Annotated in this window: 10 protein-coding genes; 7 read left to right on the top strand and 3 right to left on the bottom strand. The window is 59.9% G+C overall.

The window, feature by feature from the left end; all coding sequences use genetic code 11:
- Positions 1-80: 80 nt before the first annotated feature.
- From ACI77I_RS15805 to ACI77I_RS15815, 3 genes are all read right to left on the bottom strand, one after another.
- Positions 81-3,818 carry an autotransporter domain-containing protein gene (locus tag ACI77I_RS15805; protein WP_406997931.1) on the bottom strand — a complete coding sequence of 1,246 codons (3,738 nt, stop codon included), beginning with the start codon at positions 3,816-3,818 and terminating at the stop codon, positions 81-83.
- A gap of 313 nt (positions 3,819-4,131) precedes the next feature.
- Positions 4,132-5,526, bottom strand: coding sequence for a PhoH family protein (locus ACI77I_RS15810; protein ID WP_012722339.1), 1,395 nt, complete (start codon positions 5,524-5,526; stop codon positions 4,132-4,134).
- A 348-nt stretch (positions 5,527-5,874) separates the two neighbouring features.
- The gene (locus ACI77I_RS15815) at positions 5,875-6,999 is read right to left on the bottom strand and encodes a polysaccharide deacetylase family protein (RefSeq protein ID WP_406997932.1); all 1,125 of its coding nucleotides are present in this window, start codon (positions 6,997-6,999) and stop codon (positions 5,875-5,877) included.
- 132 nt (positions 7,000-7,131) lie between these two features.
- Between ACI77I_RS15815 and yaaA the strand changes: the two genes are divergently transcribed.
- From yaaA to algG, 7 genes are all read left to right on the top strand, one after another.
- A complete protein-coding gene (yaaA, locus tag ACI77I_RS15820; RefSeq protein ID WP_406997933.1) occupies positions 7,132-7,911 on the top strand; it encodes a peroxide stress protein YaaA in 780 nt (259 codons plus the stop codon).
- A 902-nt stretch (positions 7,912-8,813) separates the two neighbouring features.
- Positions 8,814-10,130, top strand: a complete 1,317-nt coding sequence (locus tag ACI77I_RS15825; protein WP_094952169.1) for a nucleotide sugar dehydrogenase — start codon at positions 8,814-8,816, stop codon at positions 10,128-10,130.
- Positions 10,131-10,213: 83 nt separating this feature from the next.
- Positions 10,214-11,695, top strand: a complete 1,482-nt coding sequence (gene alg8, locus ACI77I_RS15830; protein WP_406997934.1) for a mannuronan synthase — start codon at positions 10,214-10,216, stop codon at positions 11,693-11,695.
- Positions 11,696-11,732: 37 nt separating this feature from the next.
- Positions 11,733-12,899 carry an alginate biosynthesis protein Alg44 gene (locus ACI77I_RS15835; protein WP_094952162.1) on the top strand — a complete coding sequence of 389 codons (1,167 nt, stop codon included), beginning with the start codon at positions 11,733-11,735 and terminating at the stop codon, positions 12,897-12,899.
- A 14-nt stretch (positions 12,900-12,913) separates the two neighbouring features.
- Positions 12,914-14,431 (top strand): alginate biosynthesis TPR repeat lipoprotein AlgK, encoded by a 1,518-nt coding sequence (algK, locus tag ACI77I_RS15840; RefSeq protein ID WP_406997935.1) that lies wholly within the window; start codon positions 12,914-12,916, stop codon positions 14,429-14,431.
- Complete coding sequence (locus ACI77I_RS15845) at positions 14,428-15,915, top strand: alginate export family protein (protein ID WP_406997936.1); 1,488 nt, start codon at positions 14,428-14,430, stop codon at positions 15,913-15,915. The genes algK and ACI77I_RS15845 overlap by 4 nt, the downstream gene beginning before the upstream one ends.
- Positions 15,915-17,504, top strand: coding sequence for a mannuronan 5-epimerase AlgG (algG, locus tag ACI77I_RS15850; RefSeq protein WP_094952160.1), 1,590 nt, complete (start codon positions 15,915-15,917; stop codon positions 17,502-17,504). The genes ACI77I_RS15845 and algG overlap by 1 nt, the downstream gene beginning before the upstream one ends.
- Position 17,505: the final 1 nt, after the last annotated feature.

A 17,505-nucleotide genomic window follows, 5' to 3' on the forward strand; every position in this document is an offset into this window, starting at 1 on the left:
TCTACCTAACCCCCCACAGGCTTAAAGCAACACAAAGAGTTGCGCAGATACCTATGCCCTTTATAACAACAGCGCCAGGATTAGAAGCGGAAGGTAAACCCGGCATTGATCCCGTTGTTGTTACCCCGGTTGGAGAGCAAACCGCTGTAGCTCAAGGACACCAGCGTGTCTTTGGTCAAGGCCATTTCCGCGCTGGCCTTGATCACCGCACCGTCACGCGCCACGGGCACGCTGTTGACGGCAAAGGCGGTGTCGCTACCGGCGAACTTCAGCGAAGCGTCACGATCGGTGTCGCCAAACTGATGCTCCCAGCCCAGCTCACCGCGCAACGTGACCGCCGAGGTCGAGCTGACGGGCACTTGGGTATGCGCGCGCAAGCCCAAGGTCGAGAGCGTGGCGTCCTGGCTTTGCTTGCTGGCATGCAAGGCGGCGGCGCCGCCTTTCTCCTTGAACGAATCGCTCTGGTAGTTCAGGTACGTGAGGTTGGCGAAGGGTTCGAACAGGTTCCACTGGGTGTAACCGATCTCGGCAAACACTTGATCGGTGCGCGCGCTGTAGTCGGCTTTGTCGTAGCCCGACTGGTTGGCGTAAGCCACGCGCCGCGAGCTGTCGATGCGGTGCCAAGTGGTGGCGCCGCCCAGGCGCAAGGCAATCGCGTCGAAACGCTTACCGCCGTAAACAGACAGATGATAGTTGTCGCTATCGGCCGAGGCGAAAGCGTCTCCGTTGAGGTGGCTTTGGGTGTAACCGGTAGCCGCGCCCACACGCCAACCGTCGCCGACCTCGGTGTCCAGGCCCAGCAGCACACCGCTGGTGGACGAGGAATAACCGCTGGCGTTGTTGTCACCACTGACGTTATTGCGACCGCCCAGTAACTGCACCCAACCACCGTTGTCGCGGGTCTCGATTTGCGCGCTGGAATCCAGCGCCTGTGCCTGTTGCAGGCGGCTGTTGACCGCTTCACGGATGTAGCGACTGTCAGCCATTTGCGCCGCCGCCACGTCCGAGTGCAATTGCCCCGAGAGTTGCTTGAACGCCTCCCGCGCCTGGACGGCCGAGTCCGACGCCAGAAGGCTTTCATACACCGGGCTGCCGCTGCCTAACGCCTCGGCGGCCGTCGCCACGGCACGTTCGTTGCGGGTTTGCGCAATGCTGGCAAAGGTCGTCTGGTTGCGCTCCACCGCCAGGCTCAGTTGATTCGGCTGGTAGTTCAGTTGGGCGCCGATAAACAGGTAGTTGGGCGTGATCGCCGTAAACTGCCCATTGATGCCCTGGCTGGCGCTGAGGATATTGAACGGCTGACCCAGCAAGCTACGGGCTTCAGTGGCGGACAACAGGTTGGGGCTGTTTTCCAGGGAAACGGTCACTACACCGCCGTTGAGGGTGGCGACACCGCTGCTCTGGATCTGGTCGCTTTGCCCGTTGGGGCCAACTTCCACGGCATACACCGAGCCCGGGTTGAAGGTCACGTCGCCGGTGTGCAGAGTGCCGATCGAGTGCCCCGGTGCCACGCGGCCACCGGTGTTGACCGTCAACGCACCCACCGTGCCGTTGCCGGCCAGCGTGCCGCCCAGCGTGGTCATCACGCCGTTGTCGGCATTGCGTGTGCCTACGGCGCTGCCATCCACGGTCACGGCAGAGGTCAGCGAACCATCTACCGACAGCTTGCCGCCGCGCACCCAAGTGCTGCCCGAGTAGGTGTTCTGGCCTTCCAGCACCAGTTCGCCGTCGCCGGACTTGGCCAGGCTGCCGACGTAGGTGGTGCCGGTGAGCAAATCCTTGCCGCGTGCCAGCGTCGCCTGTTCCCGGGCGTGGCCGATGTCGTATTCAAACTGATCATCCGCCGAAGCATTGGCCGGCAAGCCGTTCAGCCAGCCTTTTTGCTGCTGGGTGGCCGCACAGGTGGCCTGCTCGGTGGCGTCTTCTACACGACGGGCGCGAATGGCTTCGTCGGAAATCGGGTTGGCCCAAATATCGCGTGTGGCGGTAGGCAAAGCCACTGCCACCGAGCCGAGAAACTGCCCTGGCCCCTGCATGGCTTTTTGCAGGTTGGGCAAGCCCCAACCGCTGACCACGCCCGGCACTTGCGGTGTGCCTGGCGCGGCATCGTGCACCGGTTGCAGGTTGTCGTAGGTGCGGCCACCGGTCAGGGTGCCCACCGGCGTGTCCGGCCCATCCGGCGTTTGCAGGCTAGAGGTGGTCAGCAACACATCCCGAGCCTGGCTGGCGGTCATGTAGGGGAAGCGCTGAATCACCAGCGCCAAGGCCCCGGATACGCTCGGCGCGGCCGCGGAGGTGCCGTTGGCATTCGGGATGATTTCGCCTTCAGGCCCGGTCGACGGAATGCCCGAAACGCCCATCACACACCACCACTTCGAGGTGCCACAGCGGTTGTAGACCTGGGCGCTGGTCTCGTCGTAGCCGGTGATCGAGAGGAATTTGCCTTCGATATCCGGCTTGAAAAACGGCAGGTTGGCATTGGTGTCCGGGTTGGCACCGTGGCTGTCGTTGCCCGCCGAAATGATCTGGATAAAGGTGTTTTGCCGTGCGGCGTCGGCCATGGCGTCCATCCAGGTTTTCTGCCCGGCGTGGGCCTTGTCCCAGAACGGGCGATAGGCCGCCTTCATATCGCGCACGTTGTCCGCCGCGCTGTCGCCGACATTGCCGAAGTGGTTTTCCACCTCGTTACGCGAGTTCTGCCCCCAACTCTGGTTGACGATCGACACGTTCTTCGCCGCCAGGGCGTTGTAGCTGGCCATGAACGCGTTGTAGTCCAGATCGTTGGAGCCTTGGAAGCGGTTGTCGTCGGTGCCGCCGGTATTGGCGACAAAAATATTCGCGTCAAACGCGATGCCGTGCATGCCGGTGCCATTGCGGCTGGCGCCCAGCACGCCGGACATTTCCGTACCGTGACCGTCGTTGATGGTCGGGTCGTACTCACCGGAAATACTGAAATGCTCGCCTTTTTGAAACTCCCCGTCCGGCGTGTCGTGGATGTAACGCGGATGGGTGGCGTAGTACTCGCCGGTGGACGTCACCGCCTGCACGCGATCCTGGCCCTGGGCATTTTTGCCCTGGAACTCGAAGTGTTCGGTGAGGATGCCCGAGTCCAGCACGCCCACGTTCACGCCCTTGCCGGTCATGCCCAAGGCATAGGCGTAATACGCGTTGGTGCGGTCCAGGCCGGAGTTGACCTGGGCTTCGGGGGTTTTCCAGGTTTGCGCGTTGGCGCTCCAGTCACGGGTGGCGGCGGCCCAGGACTGGCCGGCGTTGAGTTGCCCGTTGAGGTTGCTGCTGACGCCCGGCTCTACGTAGGTGTAGGGCTTGGCAGCCGGCAGGTTGGCGATGATGGCTTTGGAGAAGTCGAGAATATTAGTGGTGTAGCGGCCGTTGTTGCTGAAGAGCCGGCTGCGGTAGTAATCCAGCCGCGAGGCATAGTCCAGCGGCCGTTTGGTATCGCCAAGCATGGCGCCGATGGTCAGGTTTTCCGGCTGCAGCTCGTAGTTTTGCTTGAGGGCTGAATCGAACTTGCCCGATTGGGCGGCAAAGTCCTTGGCGGCGAGGTCGACGATATCGGCGTAGGCAAACCGCAGGTTCTTGTAGACATCGGTGTCGGGGCCAAACGATGCAACGGCTTTCCTGAACGCCGCATCCAACACTTGAGAGGTGTAGGGGCTGGCGTCATCGGCCATGGCCATCGGCCCCTGGCTTAGCCATAAAGCCAGCCCGAGTGCGATGGGCGTGAGGGGTATCGATTTGAAACCTGTAGCGCGCTTGCTTTTTTGAGACAAAGTAAAGCCATTACCTGCTACGTCCATTATTCCTTTCCCTTTGGATATGTGCGTCGTCAATGAGCGATGTATCGGGCTTTTTGTAATAGGCAGGGTCACGCGAAAAACCCATAGGTTTTTTAAAACATCGTCGAATCAATGAGGTGGTGTTCCGACGGGGTCACACAGCGTTCTTATTGTTTTTGCGGCGCGAAAAAATGTAACAAAATAATTACAAACCCCACAAGCACCCACGGCGCATTAACGAAGACAAATGTCGCGCACAACAAAAACCCCGGATTTCGCGAGAAATCCGGGGTGGTTCGTGGCATTTAGCCACCAACTACGACATCAGTGTGTTTTACAGATGGGACTCGGCGTACTCGGCGAGTATCGAACGAGGTACCCCTTGCAGCGCGATATGCACGCCGTTGGGGAAGTCTTTGAAGCGTTCCGTCAGGTAAGTCAGCCCGGAGCTGGTCGCGGACAGGTAAGGGGTGTCGATCTGTGCCAGGTTGCCCAGGCACACCACTTTGGAACCGGCGCCGGCACGGGTGATGATGGTTTTCATCTGGTGCGGCGTGAGGTTCTGGCATTCATCGATCAAAATCAGGCTTTGCTGGAAGCTGCGACCTCGGATGTAGTTGAGGGATTTGAACTGCAACGGCACTTTGCTGAGGATGTAATCGACGCTGCCATGGGTGTTTTCATCATCCATGTGCAAGGCTTCGAGGTTGTCGGTGATCGCCCCCAGCCACGGCTCCATTTTTTCCGCTTCGGTGCCGGGCAGGAAGCCGATCTCCTGGTCCAGGCCCTGCACGCTGCGGGTGGCGATGATGCGGCGATAGCGCTTGGTCACCATGGTCTGTTCGATGGCAGCAGCCAGGGCGAGGATGGTTTTCCCTGAGCCTGCGGCGCCAGTCAGGTTAACCAGGTGAATATCCGGGTCGAGCAGCGCGTACAGCGCCAGGCTCTGATAGATGTCGCGCGGTTTCAGGCCCCAGGCTTCCTGGTGCAACAGGGGTTCCTGATGCAGGTCGAGGATCAGCAATTTGTCGACCTGGATCTCTTTGATCCAGCCCACAAACCCCTGTTCGTCGATGATGAATTCATTGATGTGCACGGCCGGCAGGTTGTCGATCAGTTGTACCTGGTGCCAGGTGCGGCCATGGTCCTGACGGGTTTCGACCTTGCTGACGAGGTCCCAGAAGGAACCGGTCACGGTGTGATAACCCCGCGACAGCATCGACACGTCGTCGACCAGTTGGTCGGTACTGTAGTCCTCGGCAGCGATCCCACACGCTCGTGCCTTGAGGCGCATATTGATGTCTTTGGTCACCAGCACCAGGCGCAGGTCCTTGTCACGCGCGTGCAGGTCGATCAATTGGTTGATGATTTTGTTGTCGTTCAGGTTTTCCGGCAGCAGGCTGTTGGGCTCGCTGCGCTTGCTCATCAGAATCGACAGCAAGCCCTTGGGCCCGCTTTTGCCACGCTGGATCGGCACGCCGACTTCAACGTCCTCAGGTGAAGCTTCACCCAGGGTCTTGTCGATCAGGCGGATGGCCTGGCGGCATTCGGCGGCAACGCTGTGGTGGCCGCTTTTGAGCTTATCGAGCTCCTCAAGCACGATCATCGGGATGGCGACGTGGTGTTCTTCGAAATTAAGCAGTGCGTTTGGATCGTGGATCAATACGTTGGTATCAAGCACATAAAGGATTGGCTGGTCGGAAGAAGGGTTACGTCCATGATCATCCATACTCGGTCACCTTTGTGGGAGCCAGTCGACGCAATACCTGGGCGGTGCTGCGCCTCGATTCGACCACCGACTGCACCGCAGTGACGTCAAGTGCAGTGCCCACATGAGGAGTCTTGGAAGACGCCACCTGTGTTGCAGGTTTCGGCGATCTGACTTCGTAATACCGCAAAAACCATGACAGGAAAAAGCACTTTGACGCTTTTTTGAAGTTTATTTTTCAGGATGACGAATAGCACTAGCCGAGTGCCAGCCATCCCGTTAAAGTCGGAAGTCCGCCTGCATCGAAATGTCGCACAAAATCACCCCCGAAACGCCTCATCCCCAACAGGGCCGGGCATTTGCGCTTTTTCAGCGAAACGCCTCCCGGCAGTCCTGCCAACCCAGCCCACTTTGCGCCGTTGCCTGCAGCAACATCGGTAATGCGACCCGCGCCTTGTCCTGGGTGTCGTGAAACACAATCACACCTTTGCGCCACAACAGCATCAGTGTCAGCACCCGCTGCGCCGACTCATCAGCCTTGAGTTTGCCGGGCTCGTCCTGGGAGTCGATGTCCCATAGCGCTACCTGCAAACCTTGCGACTGGAAGAAGCCCTGGCTGTCGGCGCGACGCTGGCCGTATGGCGGGCGAAACAGCGGCACGTAGTTTTCCGGCATCAGGTTCTGCGCCAGCGCGGCACTGCGGGTGATCGAGCTTTGCCAGTCGACCCAATGGCTGTGGGAACGGTATTGCCAACCTTGGGTGCCCACGCACTGGCCTTGGTAGAGCGCCTGCACATCGGCGGCGGAACTGCGTTCTACGCGGGTTTGCAGGCTGCTGCCGAGGGCGAAGAAGGTGGCGTTCATCTTCTGCTTGCGCAGGTAGTCGGTGAGCCAGTCGGTATGGCCGCTGACTGGCGCGGGGCCGCCGTCGAACGTGAGCAGGAACAGGCGGTCGTTGAATTCGTCGCCATTGCGTTCGTGGTCGCCGAAACGGGCGATTTCGCTGCTGATCTGTGGGAACAGTGCGGCTTTGCGCAGGAGTTCGTCCAGGTAGCGTTCGTGGAAGTTATGGCTGGGGCCAGCCCAGCCGATGTAGAAAGAGTTGTCGCTGACCTGGAATTTACCGGCTTGCTCGCGCAGGTCGTCCATGTTTTCGACCAGGTAGCAGAATGAGGCGTCTTCTTCGCAGCTTTGCTGGGCGAAGGTGTAGTTTTCCAGCAGGCGCTGCCAGAGCTGGCGACGCAGGTCGTCGATGGCCGCCAGGTTGATGATCTTCAGGCCCAGGCGTTGCTTGAGTGCGGCTTCGTCCTGGGCTTCGCTGGCGATCAAGCTGTGGGCGAACATCAGGATTTCGGCGCGTGAGGCGACGTCGAACAGCGCGGGGCTGCTGAGTTTTTCTGGCCAGGTGGTGCGGTCCAGGCTGGCTACATCAACCGGCGCCGCGTTGGCGGTCAGGCATAACAGGCAAGCAGATAATAAAAGCGCGATTCGCACCTAGGGTCTCCCTCTCCAGAGTCACCGCCCATCATAGCGGATCGCGCCTATCGCCATCATAGGTGGAGTCAAACCGCCCCAACCCCTAGAATCCCGCCCACGCTACACGCCACGATTACAGGAGCCAACCTCATGCTGATGGTGATTTCCCCCGCCAAAACCCTCGACTTCGAGTCCAAGCCGGTAACCCCGCGCTTCACCCAGCCGCAGTACCTCGACCACTCCCAGGAGCTGATCGAACAACTGCGTGAACTGAGCCCAGCCCAAATCAGCGACCTGATGCACGTCTCCGACAAGATCGGCGGCCTCAACGCCGCGCGCTTCGGCAGCTGGAACCCCGCTTTCACACCGGAGAACGCCAAGCAGGCCCTGCTGGCCTTCAAGGGTGACGTCTACACCGGCCTCAACGCCGAAACCTTCAGTGACGCCGACTTCACCTACGCCCAGGACCACCTGCGCATGCTCTCCGGCCTGTACGGCCTGCTGCGCCCGCTGGACCTGATGATGCCGTACCGCCTCGAAATGGGCACCAAACTGCCCAATGCCCGTGGCAAAGACCTCTACGCCTTCTGGGGCACTCGCATCAGCGAGTGGCTCAACGAAGCCCTCGCCGAGCAAGGCGATGACGTACTGCTCAACCTGGCCTCCAACGAGTACTTCTCGGCAGTCAAACGCACGGCCCTGAACGCGCGGATCATCAACACCGAGTTCAAAGACCTGAAGAACGGCCAGTACAAGATCATCAGCTTCTACGCCAAAAAAGCGCGGGGCATGATGAGCCGCTTTGTGATCGAAGAGCGCATCAACGACCCAGCCAAGCTCAAGCAGTTCGATGTGCAGGGTTATCGCTTCAATGCCGAGCAGTCCAAGCTGGATAACCTGGTGTTCCTACGCGATCACGCGCCGGAATAAGGCCCTGCACCCGCCTCACAGACGCTAAAAAACCAATGCGGGAGCTAGCTTGCCTGCGATTACGGTGTTTCAGTCAGAGATAAGTCGACTGATACTCCGTCATCGCAGGCAAGCCAGCTCCCACATTTTCGTTCGCATTCGATAACTGTAATCGTCATTTATTTGGCGCCAAAAAACATACTGGCGAATTCCTAACAAATCTTTCACTCGACATTTCTCTTTTTTTTTCGTAGTGGCACCCCTTTTTTAAAACACTGGTGGCACAAAACTATCCCGTCGCACCAACTCCCTATAACTACTGGCCCAAATAGCAAGTGCTATCAGTATAGTACCAGTGCCATCTTTTCTAATATTTCAAGAAATTTCCGGAAACAGGATGAGCGGCTAGGAACTTCACCCCAAAGCACTGCTCATACCACCGGTAACGAAATTCTCTGTTGCTGTAAGAGATGACTTACATGACCGACCAACGGAAGTAGCAAAGTTGTCATATTGAACTTTGACTCAGGAGTCATATTACCAACCGATTAGTTAATAGCGGCGATAAGGATGAATCGCCAGCAACTACAAGGCCAAGGCTCAGCTTCCCCTAATGGGTCAGCGAGATAACCCAAGGCATTGATACTTAAAGGCTAATCGCCTCAATCGATGCCCTGCGGCGCTGGCGCCAAGCCCTTCCCCCAGGAAGGCTGGCTGCATTTCAGGGCAAGTGCCAATAACAAGGCCACGTTTCGCACAACTTGAGTGCACTCGTTAGTCACTCGTTATTTAACATGCCTGCACACGGTAAGTCGGCGTCTATTCGCCCAACTTTCGCGGCATCAGTGACGCTTGCAAACATGAACTCCAGCCATCTAATTGGCATGATTAATATCGTCTTCAATGACAAAGAGGTAAATGCGATGCGCATCAGCATATTTGGTCTCGGTTACGTTGGCGCAGTCTGTGCCGGTTGCCTGTCTGCCCGTGGCCATGAAGTGGTCGGCGTAGACATCTCCAAGGAAAAGATTGACCTGATCAATGCGGGCAAATCGCCAATCGTTGAACCGGGTCTGGGTGAACTGTTGAGCCAGGGTATTGAAACCGGCCGACTGCGCGGCACGACCAACTTCGCCGAGGCCATCCGCGACACCGACCTGTCGATGATTTGCGTCGGTACGCCGAGCAAGAAAAACGGCGACCTGGAACTCAACTACATCGAATCGGTATGCCGCGAGATCGGTTTTGTCCTGCGTGACAAAGCCACCCGCCACACCATCGTAGTGCGCAGCACCGTGTTGCCAGGCACCGTGGCCAATGTGGTGATCCCGATCCTCGAAGACTGCTCCGGCAAGAAAGCCGGCGTCGACTTCGGCGTCGCGGTCAACCCGGAATTCCTGCGTGAATCCACCGCCATCGCCGACTACGACCTGCCACCGATGACCGTCATCGGCGAGTTCGACAAAGCCTCCGGTGATGTCTTGCAGTCGCTGTACGAAGAACTCGACGCACCGATCATCCGCAAGGACATCGCCGTTGCCGAAATGATCAAGTACACCTGCAACGTGTGGCACGCCACCAAAGTCACCTTCGCCAACGAAATCGGCAACATCGCCAAGGCGGTCGGCGTCGATGGTCGCGAAGTGATGGAAGTGGTCTGCCAGGATAAAACCCTCAACCTGTCGCAGTACTACATGCGCCCAGGCTTCGCGTTCGGCGGCTCGTGCCTGCCCAAAGACGTGCGTGCCCTGACCTACCGCGCAAGCACCTTGGACGTGGAAGCGCCGCTGCTCAACTCGCTGATGCGCAGCAACGAGTCCCAGGTGCAAAACGCCTTCGACATCGTCGCCGGCCACGACAAACGCAAAGTCGCCCTGTTGGGCCTGAGCTTCAAGGCCGGCACCGACGACCTGCGCGAAAGCCCATTGGTGGAGCTGGCGGAAATGCTGATCGGCAAGGGTTTCGACCTGAGCATCTACGACAGCAACGTCGAGTACGCCCGTGTCCACGGCGCGAACAAAGACTACATCGAAGGCAAGATCCCGCATGTGTCGTCCCTGCTCAACTCGGACTTCGATGATGTGATCAACAACTCCGACGTGATCATCCTCGGCAACCGCGATGAGAAGTTCCGTGCCTTGGCGCAGAACGCGCCGCACGGCAAGCAAGTCATCGACCTGGTGGGCTTCATGTCCAAGGCCACCAGTACGACAGGCCGCACCGAAGGCATTTGCTGGTAACAGCAACGGCAAGTTTCAGGCTGCAAGCGTACCCATCCCCAGCGCTTGCAGCCTGGAGCCTTCTTCACCTTCGGATGACGCTTATGTCCAAGTTAAAACACGTACTGCTCCAATCCGCCGGCTGGCTGTTCTTTCTGAGCCTGCTGATGGGACTCGCCCTGCTGTTACCGGCGAGTACGTTCGACTCCGAGTCGAAGAATTTTATTTTCCTGATTGGCGCCGTCGGTATCTGGCGCTACTCGATGGGTGCTACGCATTTCTTTCGCGGCATGCTGTTCCTGTACGTGGTCTACCCGCACCTGCGCCGTAAAGTGCGCAAGCTGGGCAAGTCGGCGGCCCCCTCCCATGTGTTCCTGATGGTGACCAGTTTTCGTATTGACGCGCTGACCACCGCGCAGGTCTACAGCTCAGTGATCCGCGAGGCCATCGAATGCGGCTTCCCCACCACCGTGGTCTGCTCGCTGGTGGAAATGTCCGATGAGCTGCTGGTGAAAAGCCTGTGGGAACGCATGAACCCACCGGAACACGTGAAGCTCGATTTCGTGCGCATTGCCGGCACCGGTAAGCGCGACGGCCTGGCCTTTGGTTTCCGCGCCATCTCCCGCCACCTGCCGGATGACCGTGCCGTGGTTGCGGTGATCGATGGCGACACCGTGCTCGCCGAAGGCGTGGTGCGCAAGACCGTGCCGTGGTTCCAACTGTTCGGCAATGTCGGCGGCCTGACCACCAACGAGTTCTGCGAAGTGCGCGGCGGCTACATCATGAGCGAATGGCACAAGCTGCGCTTCGCCCAGCGTCACATCAACATGTGCTCCATGGCCCTGTCCAAACGCGTGCTGACCATGACCGGGCGCATGTCGGTGTTCCGTGCCAGCGTGGTCACCGACCCGGGCTTTATCGCCGATGTGGAAAGCGACTCGCTGCAACACTGGCGCCTGGGCCGCTTCAAGTTCTTGACCGGTGATGACAAGTCCAGCTGGTTCAGCCTGATGCGCCTGGGTTACGACACCTTCTACGTGCCGGATGCCGCGATCAATACCGTGGAACACCCGCCGGAAAAGAGCTTTATTAAGGCCAGCCGCAAGCTGATGTTCCGCTGGTACGGCAACAACCTGCGTCAGAACTCCCGTGCCCTGGGCCTGGGTGTGCGCCGGCTCGGCCTGTTCACCAGCGTGGTGCTGTTCGATCAGCGCGTGTCGATGTGGACCTCGCTGCTCGGCCTGACCGTGGCCGTCATCGCCACCTTCAAATACGGCGGCGCGTTCATCCTCGCGTACCTGCTGTGGATCGGCATCACTCGCCTGATCCTGACCCTGCTGCTGTCGTGCTCCGGTCACAAGATCGGCCCGGCTTACCCGGTGATTCTCTATTACAACCAGATCATGGGCGCGCTGGTGAAGATCTACGTGTTCTTCCGCCTTGATCAACAGTCCTGGACCCGCCAGGACACCAAACTGACCCGCGATTTGGCCAGCTTTCAACGTTGGTTCAACACCTGGTCGTCTCGGACCATGACCTTCTCCGCCGGCAGCATTTTCGTCGCCGTGTTGCTGATGATGGTCTGACCCTGCCAAGCCTGAATTAACTAGGAACTAAAGCACCATGAATAGCCAAGTAAACGCCAACGTTGTCCACGAATCCGAAGCCCAGCGCCAACATGCCCGGGTCAAAATCCCGGCCAAGCTGCGCTTTTTCAACACCGACCGCACCCAGACCGAAGCACGGGTGATCGACCTGTCTGCCGGCGGCCTGGCGTTCACCGCCACCCAGCCGTTGACCGTCGGTGAAGTGCACAAAGGCCGCCTGCAATTCGTCATCGATAACCTCGGCCTGGCGATGGATGTCGAGCTGCAGATTCGCTCCTACGACCGCCAGACTGGCCGTACCGGTTGCCAGTTCCAGAACCTCGACGCCCAGGATATTTCCACCCTGCGCCACTTGATCACCTCGCACTTGTCCGGCGACATCGTGACCATGGGCGACGTGCTGGCGACCCTGCAACGTGACAACTTCACCAAGGCGCGCAAGGTTAAGGACGGCGGCAGCAACATGAGCGCCGCGGGCCGCTTGCGCGCCGTGGTGTTCAGCGCAGGTATCTTCATCGTCGGCCTGGCAGCCTTCGGTTTCATCTTCAAATCGGTGTACGGCATGTACTTCGTCAGCCATGCCCAGGCTGGCCTCGTCAGCGTACCCGGCATGAACGTGACCATGCCGCGCGACGGCACCGTGCAAAGCCTGCTCAAAGGTGACGCGGTCGCCGCCAAAGGCGCACCACTGGCGACCTTCAGCACCAGCATGCTCGATGTGCTCAAGGGCCACCTGGACGAAGAGCAGCTGCAACCGGCCAAGGTGGAAGAGCTGTTCGGCAAGCAAATGACCGGCACCCTAACCTCCCCATGCGATTGCATCGTCGCCCAGCAACTGGTCGCCGACGGCCAGTACGCCAGCAAGGGCGATGTGATTTTCCAACTGGTGCCACGCGGCAGCCTGGCCAACGTGGAAGCGCGCTTCACCTACCGCCAGTTCGCCGACGTTCGCCCAGGTACACAGGTGAACTTCCAGATCGCCGACGAAGAACAGATCCGCACCGGCACCATCGTCAGCAGCACCAGCCTGAACAGCGCCGACCTGTCCTCCGACATCCGCGTGCAAATCAAGCCGGATGCCCCGCTGGACAGCACCTACGCCGGCCGCCCGGTAGAAGTGACCAGCGACCGTGGCCCATCGCTGAACTGGCTGATCGATAAAGCCATGGCTCACGGTCTGTAAGCGAGGACATGCCTGTGAACCCTATTTCAAAAACAGCACTGACCCATGTGGGAGCCGGGCTTGCCCGCGATGCAGGCGACTCGGTTTTTCAGATGCACCGAGGTGAGGCCATCGCAGGCAAGCCAGCTCCCACACAGAGCAGATCGCACTTCGCCGCGGCCTACTGCGCGCTGGCACTGGCAGTTTCTTTGGCTGGTTGCGCCGGCCTGCCCGACCAGCGCCTGGCCAACGAAGCCCTCAAGCGTGGCGACACTGTCACCGCCCAGCAGAACTACCAGCAGCTGGCGGACCTGGGTTACAGCGAGGCCCAAGTAGGCCTGGCCGATATCCAGGTGACCACCCGCGACCCCGAGCAAATCCGCCAAGCCGAAGCCACTTACCGCGCGGCCGCCGATACCTCGCCACGGGCCCAGGCCCGCCTGGGTCGCCTGTTGGTGGCCAAGCCGGGTGCCACCGAGGCCGAGCAGCACGAGGCTGAAGGTTTGCTGAAAAAAGCCTTTGCCAATGGCGAAGGCAACACCCTGATCCCGCTGGCCATGCTGTACCTGCAATACCCGCACAGCTTCCCCAACGTGAATGCCCAGCAGCAGATCACCAAATGGCAAGCAGCGGGTTACCCGGAAGCAGGTCTAGCCCAGGTGCTGCTGTATCGCACCCAGGACACCTACGACCAGCACTTGGATGATGTAGAGCGCATCTGCAAGGCTGCGCTGAACACCACCGACATTTGCTACGTCGAGCTGGCCACGGTCTACCAGAAAAAAGCCGAGCCGGAAAAACAGGCCGAACTGCTCAAGCAAATGGAAGCAGGCTACAGCCGTGGCACCGTCACCGCCCAGCGTGTTGATAGCGTTGCGCGTGTCTTGGGCGATGCGACCCTGGGCAAGACCGATGAAAAAACCGCGCAAGCCCTGCTGGAAAAAATCGCCCCCGGCTACCCCGCTTCCTGGGTCAGCCTGGCGCAACTGCTCTACGACTTCCCCGAACTGGGCGACGTCGACCAGATGATGAAATACCTGGACAACGGCCGCGCCGCCGACCAGCCGCGCGCCGAGCTGTTGCTGGGCAAGCTCTACTACGAAGGCAAGTGGGTGCCGGCAGACGCCAAGGCCGCCGAAGCGCATTTCGAAAAAGCCGTGGGCAAGGAAGTCGCCGCCGATTACTACCTCGGCCAGATCTACCGCCGTGGCTACCTGGGCAAGGTCTACTCGCAAAAAGCCCTCGACCACTTGCTGACCGCTGCGCGCAACGGCCAGAACAGCGCCGACTTCGCCATCGCGCAATTGTTTTCCCAAGGCAAGGGCACCAAGCCCGACCCATTGAACGCCTACGTCTTCAGCCAGTTGGCGAAAGCCCAGGACACGCCAGAGGCCAATGACTTGGCCACGCAGCTCGAAGCCCCGCTCACGCCAGAGCAACGCGCCGAAGGCCAACGCCTGGTGCAACAGGAGCTGGCGACACGCGGCACCCTGGCCCAGAGCACGCTGCAACTGCACGCCCTGCAAGAAGAAGACGGCGAGGAATCCCTATGAAGCTCAACCCATTCGTCAAGGCCGGCATCGGCCTGACCTTCGCCCTGCTGTGGTCGTGCCCGACCCTGGCCGCGCTGACCGAAGCCAAGAACTTCGGCCTGGAAGTCAAAGCCACCGCGCAGTCCGAAGATGACCGCGACCTCGGCACCCAGAAAGGCGGCGACGTCAACGGTATCGGCCTCGACCTGCGCCCGTGGGTCTACGGCGAAAGTGGCGCGTGGAGCGCCTACGCCATGGGCCAGGCGGTCGTGTCGAGCGACATCATCGAGACCGACCCCCTGCAACAATCGGCCGATGACGAAAATCAGCAAACCACCAACAACGACCGCAAGTCCAAGAAAAACTACCTGGCCATGCGCGAATTCTGGGTCGGCTACAGCGGTTTCACGCCTTACCCGGGCGAGCTGCTCAAGCTGGGTCGCCAACGCCTGCGTAATGACGACGGCCAATGGCGCGACACCAATATCGAAGCGCTGAACTGGACCTTCGACACCACCCTGCTCAAGGCCAATGTCGGCGTTGCCGAACGCTTCAGCGAATACCGCACCGACCTCAAGGAGCTGTCGCCCAAGGACAAGGACCGCCAGCACCTCTACGCCGACGCCGCCTACCAGTGGACGCCCGGCCAGTGGATCGGCCTGCGCGCCCACCACACCCATGACGACGGCAAGCTCGACTACCCGGAACCGGGCGTGGCCACCGACTCGTTGGACAAACGCGAAAACGGCGACCTGACCTGGCTCGGTATCGAAGCCAACAGCGACGCCTACAACTGGCGCAACACCAACACGGTCAATTACTGGGCCAGCGTCACCGGCATGAGAGGCGACCACAACACGGTCAACGCCTTGAACGCCGACGGCTCACGTCCGACAGAAGCCAAGCGCAGCGATGACGTGAGTGGCTGGGCTACCGACCTGGGTATCCGCCTGCGTCTGGATCCGCAGTGGCAAGTCGGCGCGGCTTATTCGCGTGCGAGTGCCAACTACGAGCAGAACGGCCTGCAGAGCAACCGTTCGAACTGGACCGGCACCCAGTCCCGCGTGCACCGCTTCGGCGAAGCGTTTCGCGGCGAGATGAACAACGTGCAGTCCATGAGCCTGTTCGGTTCCTGGCAACTGCGCGAGGACTATGACGCCAGCCTGGTCTATCACAAGTTCTGGCGCGTCGACGGCAACAAGCCGGTGGGCAGCAACGGTATCGATGCCGTGCAGAACAACACCGACGACGTGACCGGCGCGATCCTGTCCAGCACTTCCCTGCCGCTTGAAGACGGCAAGAAAGACTTGGGCCAGGAGATGGACGTGGTAGTCACCAAGTACTTCAAGAAAGGCCTGCTGCCGGCCGCGCTCAGCCAGTCGATCGACGAACCGTCGGCCCTGGTGCGCTTCCGGGCGGGTGTGTTCAAGCCGGGTGATGCCTATGGCAGCCAGGTCGACTCGTACATGCACCGCGCGTTTGTCGACGTGATCTGGAAATTCTGATGGGAGCCTGCGCAATGAACCCTCAAGCCCTCAAAGGCTCGGTCAGCCTGCTGGTCGCAGCCATGCTGCTGGCCAGCACTTCGGCCTTTGCCGACGGTGCGGCGGTGAAGGCGCCGACCATCGCCAAAGAACTGCAACAGGCCAAGACCTACACCATTTCCAGCCCGCCAACCGCGCCGCTGGAAATGGCTAAACCGGCCCTGCCGGACCTGTCGGGCTACACCGCCGCAGCGATGGAAAAGAAGATCGTCAGAAGCAAGACGGGCAAAGTCAGCATCCGACGCATGATGCAGGAAGACGCCCTCAAGGACTTCATCGGCGGCGACAACAAGATGGCCGAATGGGTGGTGCGCCAGCACGGCATTCCCCAGGCGATCTTTGTCGACGACGGCTACATGAACCTCAAGGACCTGCTCGGCAAAGTGCCCAAGCAGTACCTCAGCGAAACCTCGCCGGGTGTGTTCCTGGCCAAGTTGCCGATCGTGGTCGGGCGCAAGGGCATCCTCGAAATCGACAAGAAGACCCAGGAGTTGCGCCTGTCACAACAAGCCGGCTCGTTCCTGATCAACGACGGCCAGCTGTTTGTGCGTGACACCAAGATCACCGGCTGGAACGAAAAAACCAATGGCCCGGCGCTGTTCCAGTCGCCCAAGGAATTCCGCCCGTTCCTGCTGGCCTGGGGCGGTACCGAGACCTACGTCGCCAACAGCAAGATGGCCAGCTTCGGCTATGCCAACAGTAAGTCGTACGGGGTGAGTATTTCCCAGTACACGCCGAACATGGCCAAGGTGCTCAAGCGCCCTGAGCCGACCGGTTGGATCATCGATTCCGAGTTCTCGGACATGTGGTACGGCTTCTACTGCTACGAAACCACAGGTTTTGTGCTCAAGGGCAATACCTACAAAGACAACATCGTCTACGGCATTGACCCGCACGACCGTTCCCACGGCCTGATCATCGCCGACAACACCGTCTACGGCACCAAGAAGAAGCACGGCATCATCATTTCCCGGGAAGTGAACGACAGCTTTATCTTCAACAACCGCAGCTACGACAACAAGCTCTCGGGCCTGGTGATCGACCGTAACAGCGTGAACAACCTGATCGCCGACAACGAGATTTACCGCAACCACACCGACGGCATCACGCTCTATGAGAGCGGCGACAACCTGCTGTGGGGCAACAAAGTGATCGCCAACCGTCGCCACGGCATTCGCATCCGTAACAGCGTGAACATTCGCCTGTACGAAAACACCTCGATGGCTAACGGCCTGACCGGCGTGTACGGCCACATCAAGGATTTGACCGACACCGACCGCGACATCGCCCTCGACCCGTTCGACGCCAAGGTCTCGCTGATCGTGGTTGGCGGTGAGCTTGCCGGTAACGGCAGCGGGCCGCTGTCGATCGATTCGCCATTGAGTGTCGAACTGTATCGCGTGTCGATGCTGGCGCCGACCAAATCCAGCGGCATCAGCTTCAACGGCGTGCTGGGTGATCGGCAGGAAGAAATTCTCGACCTGTTGGTGCGCCAACAGAAAGCCGTGCTGATCGACCCTGTCGAACGCCAGACCGAAATGCAGGACTGAG

It is taken from the genome of Pseudomonas sp. D47 (assembly GCF_045447305.1).
Taxonomy (GTDB): domain Bacteria; phylum Pseudomonadota; class Gammaproteobacteria; order Pseudomonadales; family Pseudomonadaceae; genus Aquipseudomonas.

Bases quoted from the DNA above. Each gene is read 5' to 3' on its own strand.
- ACI77I_RS15810 (WP_012722339.1), bottom strand. From the start codon at position 5,526: ATGGATGATCATGGACGTAACCCTTCTTCCGACCAGCCAATCCTTTAT.
- ACI77I_RS15805 (WP_406997931.1), bottom strand. From the start codon at position 3,818: ATGGACGTAGCAGGTAATGGCTTTACTTTGTCTCAAAAAAGCAAGCGC.
- ACI77I_RS15835 (WP_094952162.1), top strand. From the start codon at position 11,733: ATGAATAGCCAAGTAAACGCCAACGTTGTCCACGAATCCGAAGCCCAG.
- ACI77I_RS15845 (WP_406997936.1), top strand. From the start codon at position 14,428: ATGAAGCTCAACCCATTCGTCAAGGCCGGCATCGGCCTGACCTTCGCC.
- alg8 (WP_406997934.1), top strand. From the start codon at position 10,214: ATGTCCAAGTTAAAACACGTACTGCTCCAATCCGCCGGCTGGCTGTTC.
- algG (WP_094952160.1), top strand. From the start codon at position 15,915: ATGGGAGCCTGCGCAATGAACCCTCAAGCCCTCAAAGGCTCGGTCAGC.
- yaaA (WP_406997933.1), top strand. From the start codon at position 7,132: ATGCTGATGGTGATTTCCCCCGCCAAAACCCTCGACTTCGAGTCCAAG.
- ACI77I_RS15825 (WP_094952169.1), top strand. From the start codon at position 8,814: ATGCGCATCAGCATATTTGGTCTCGGTTACGTTGGCGCAGTCTGTGCC.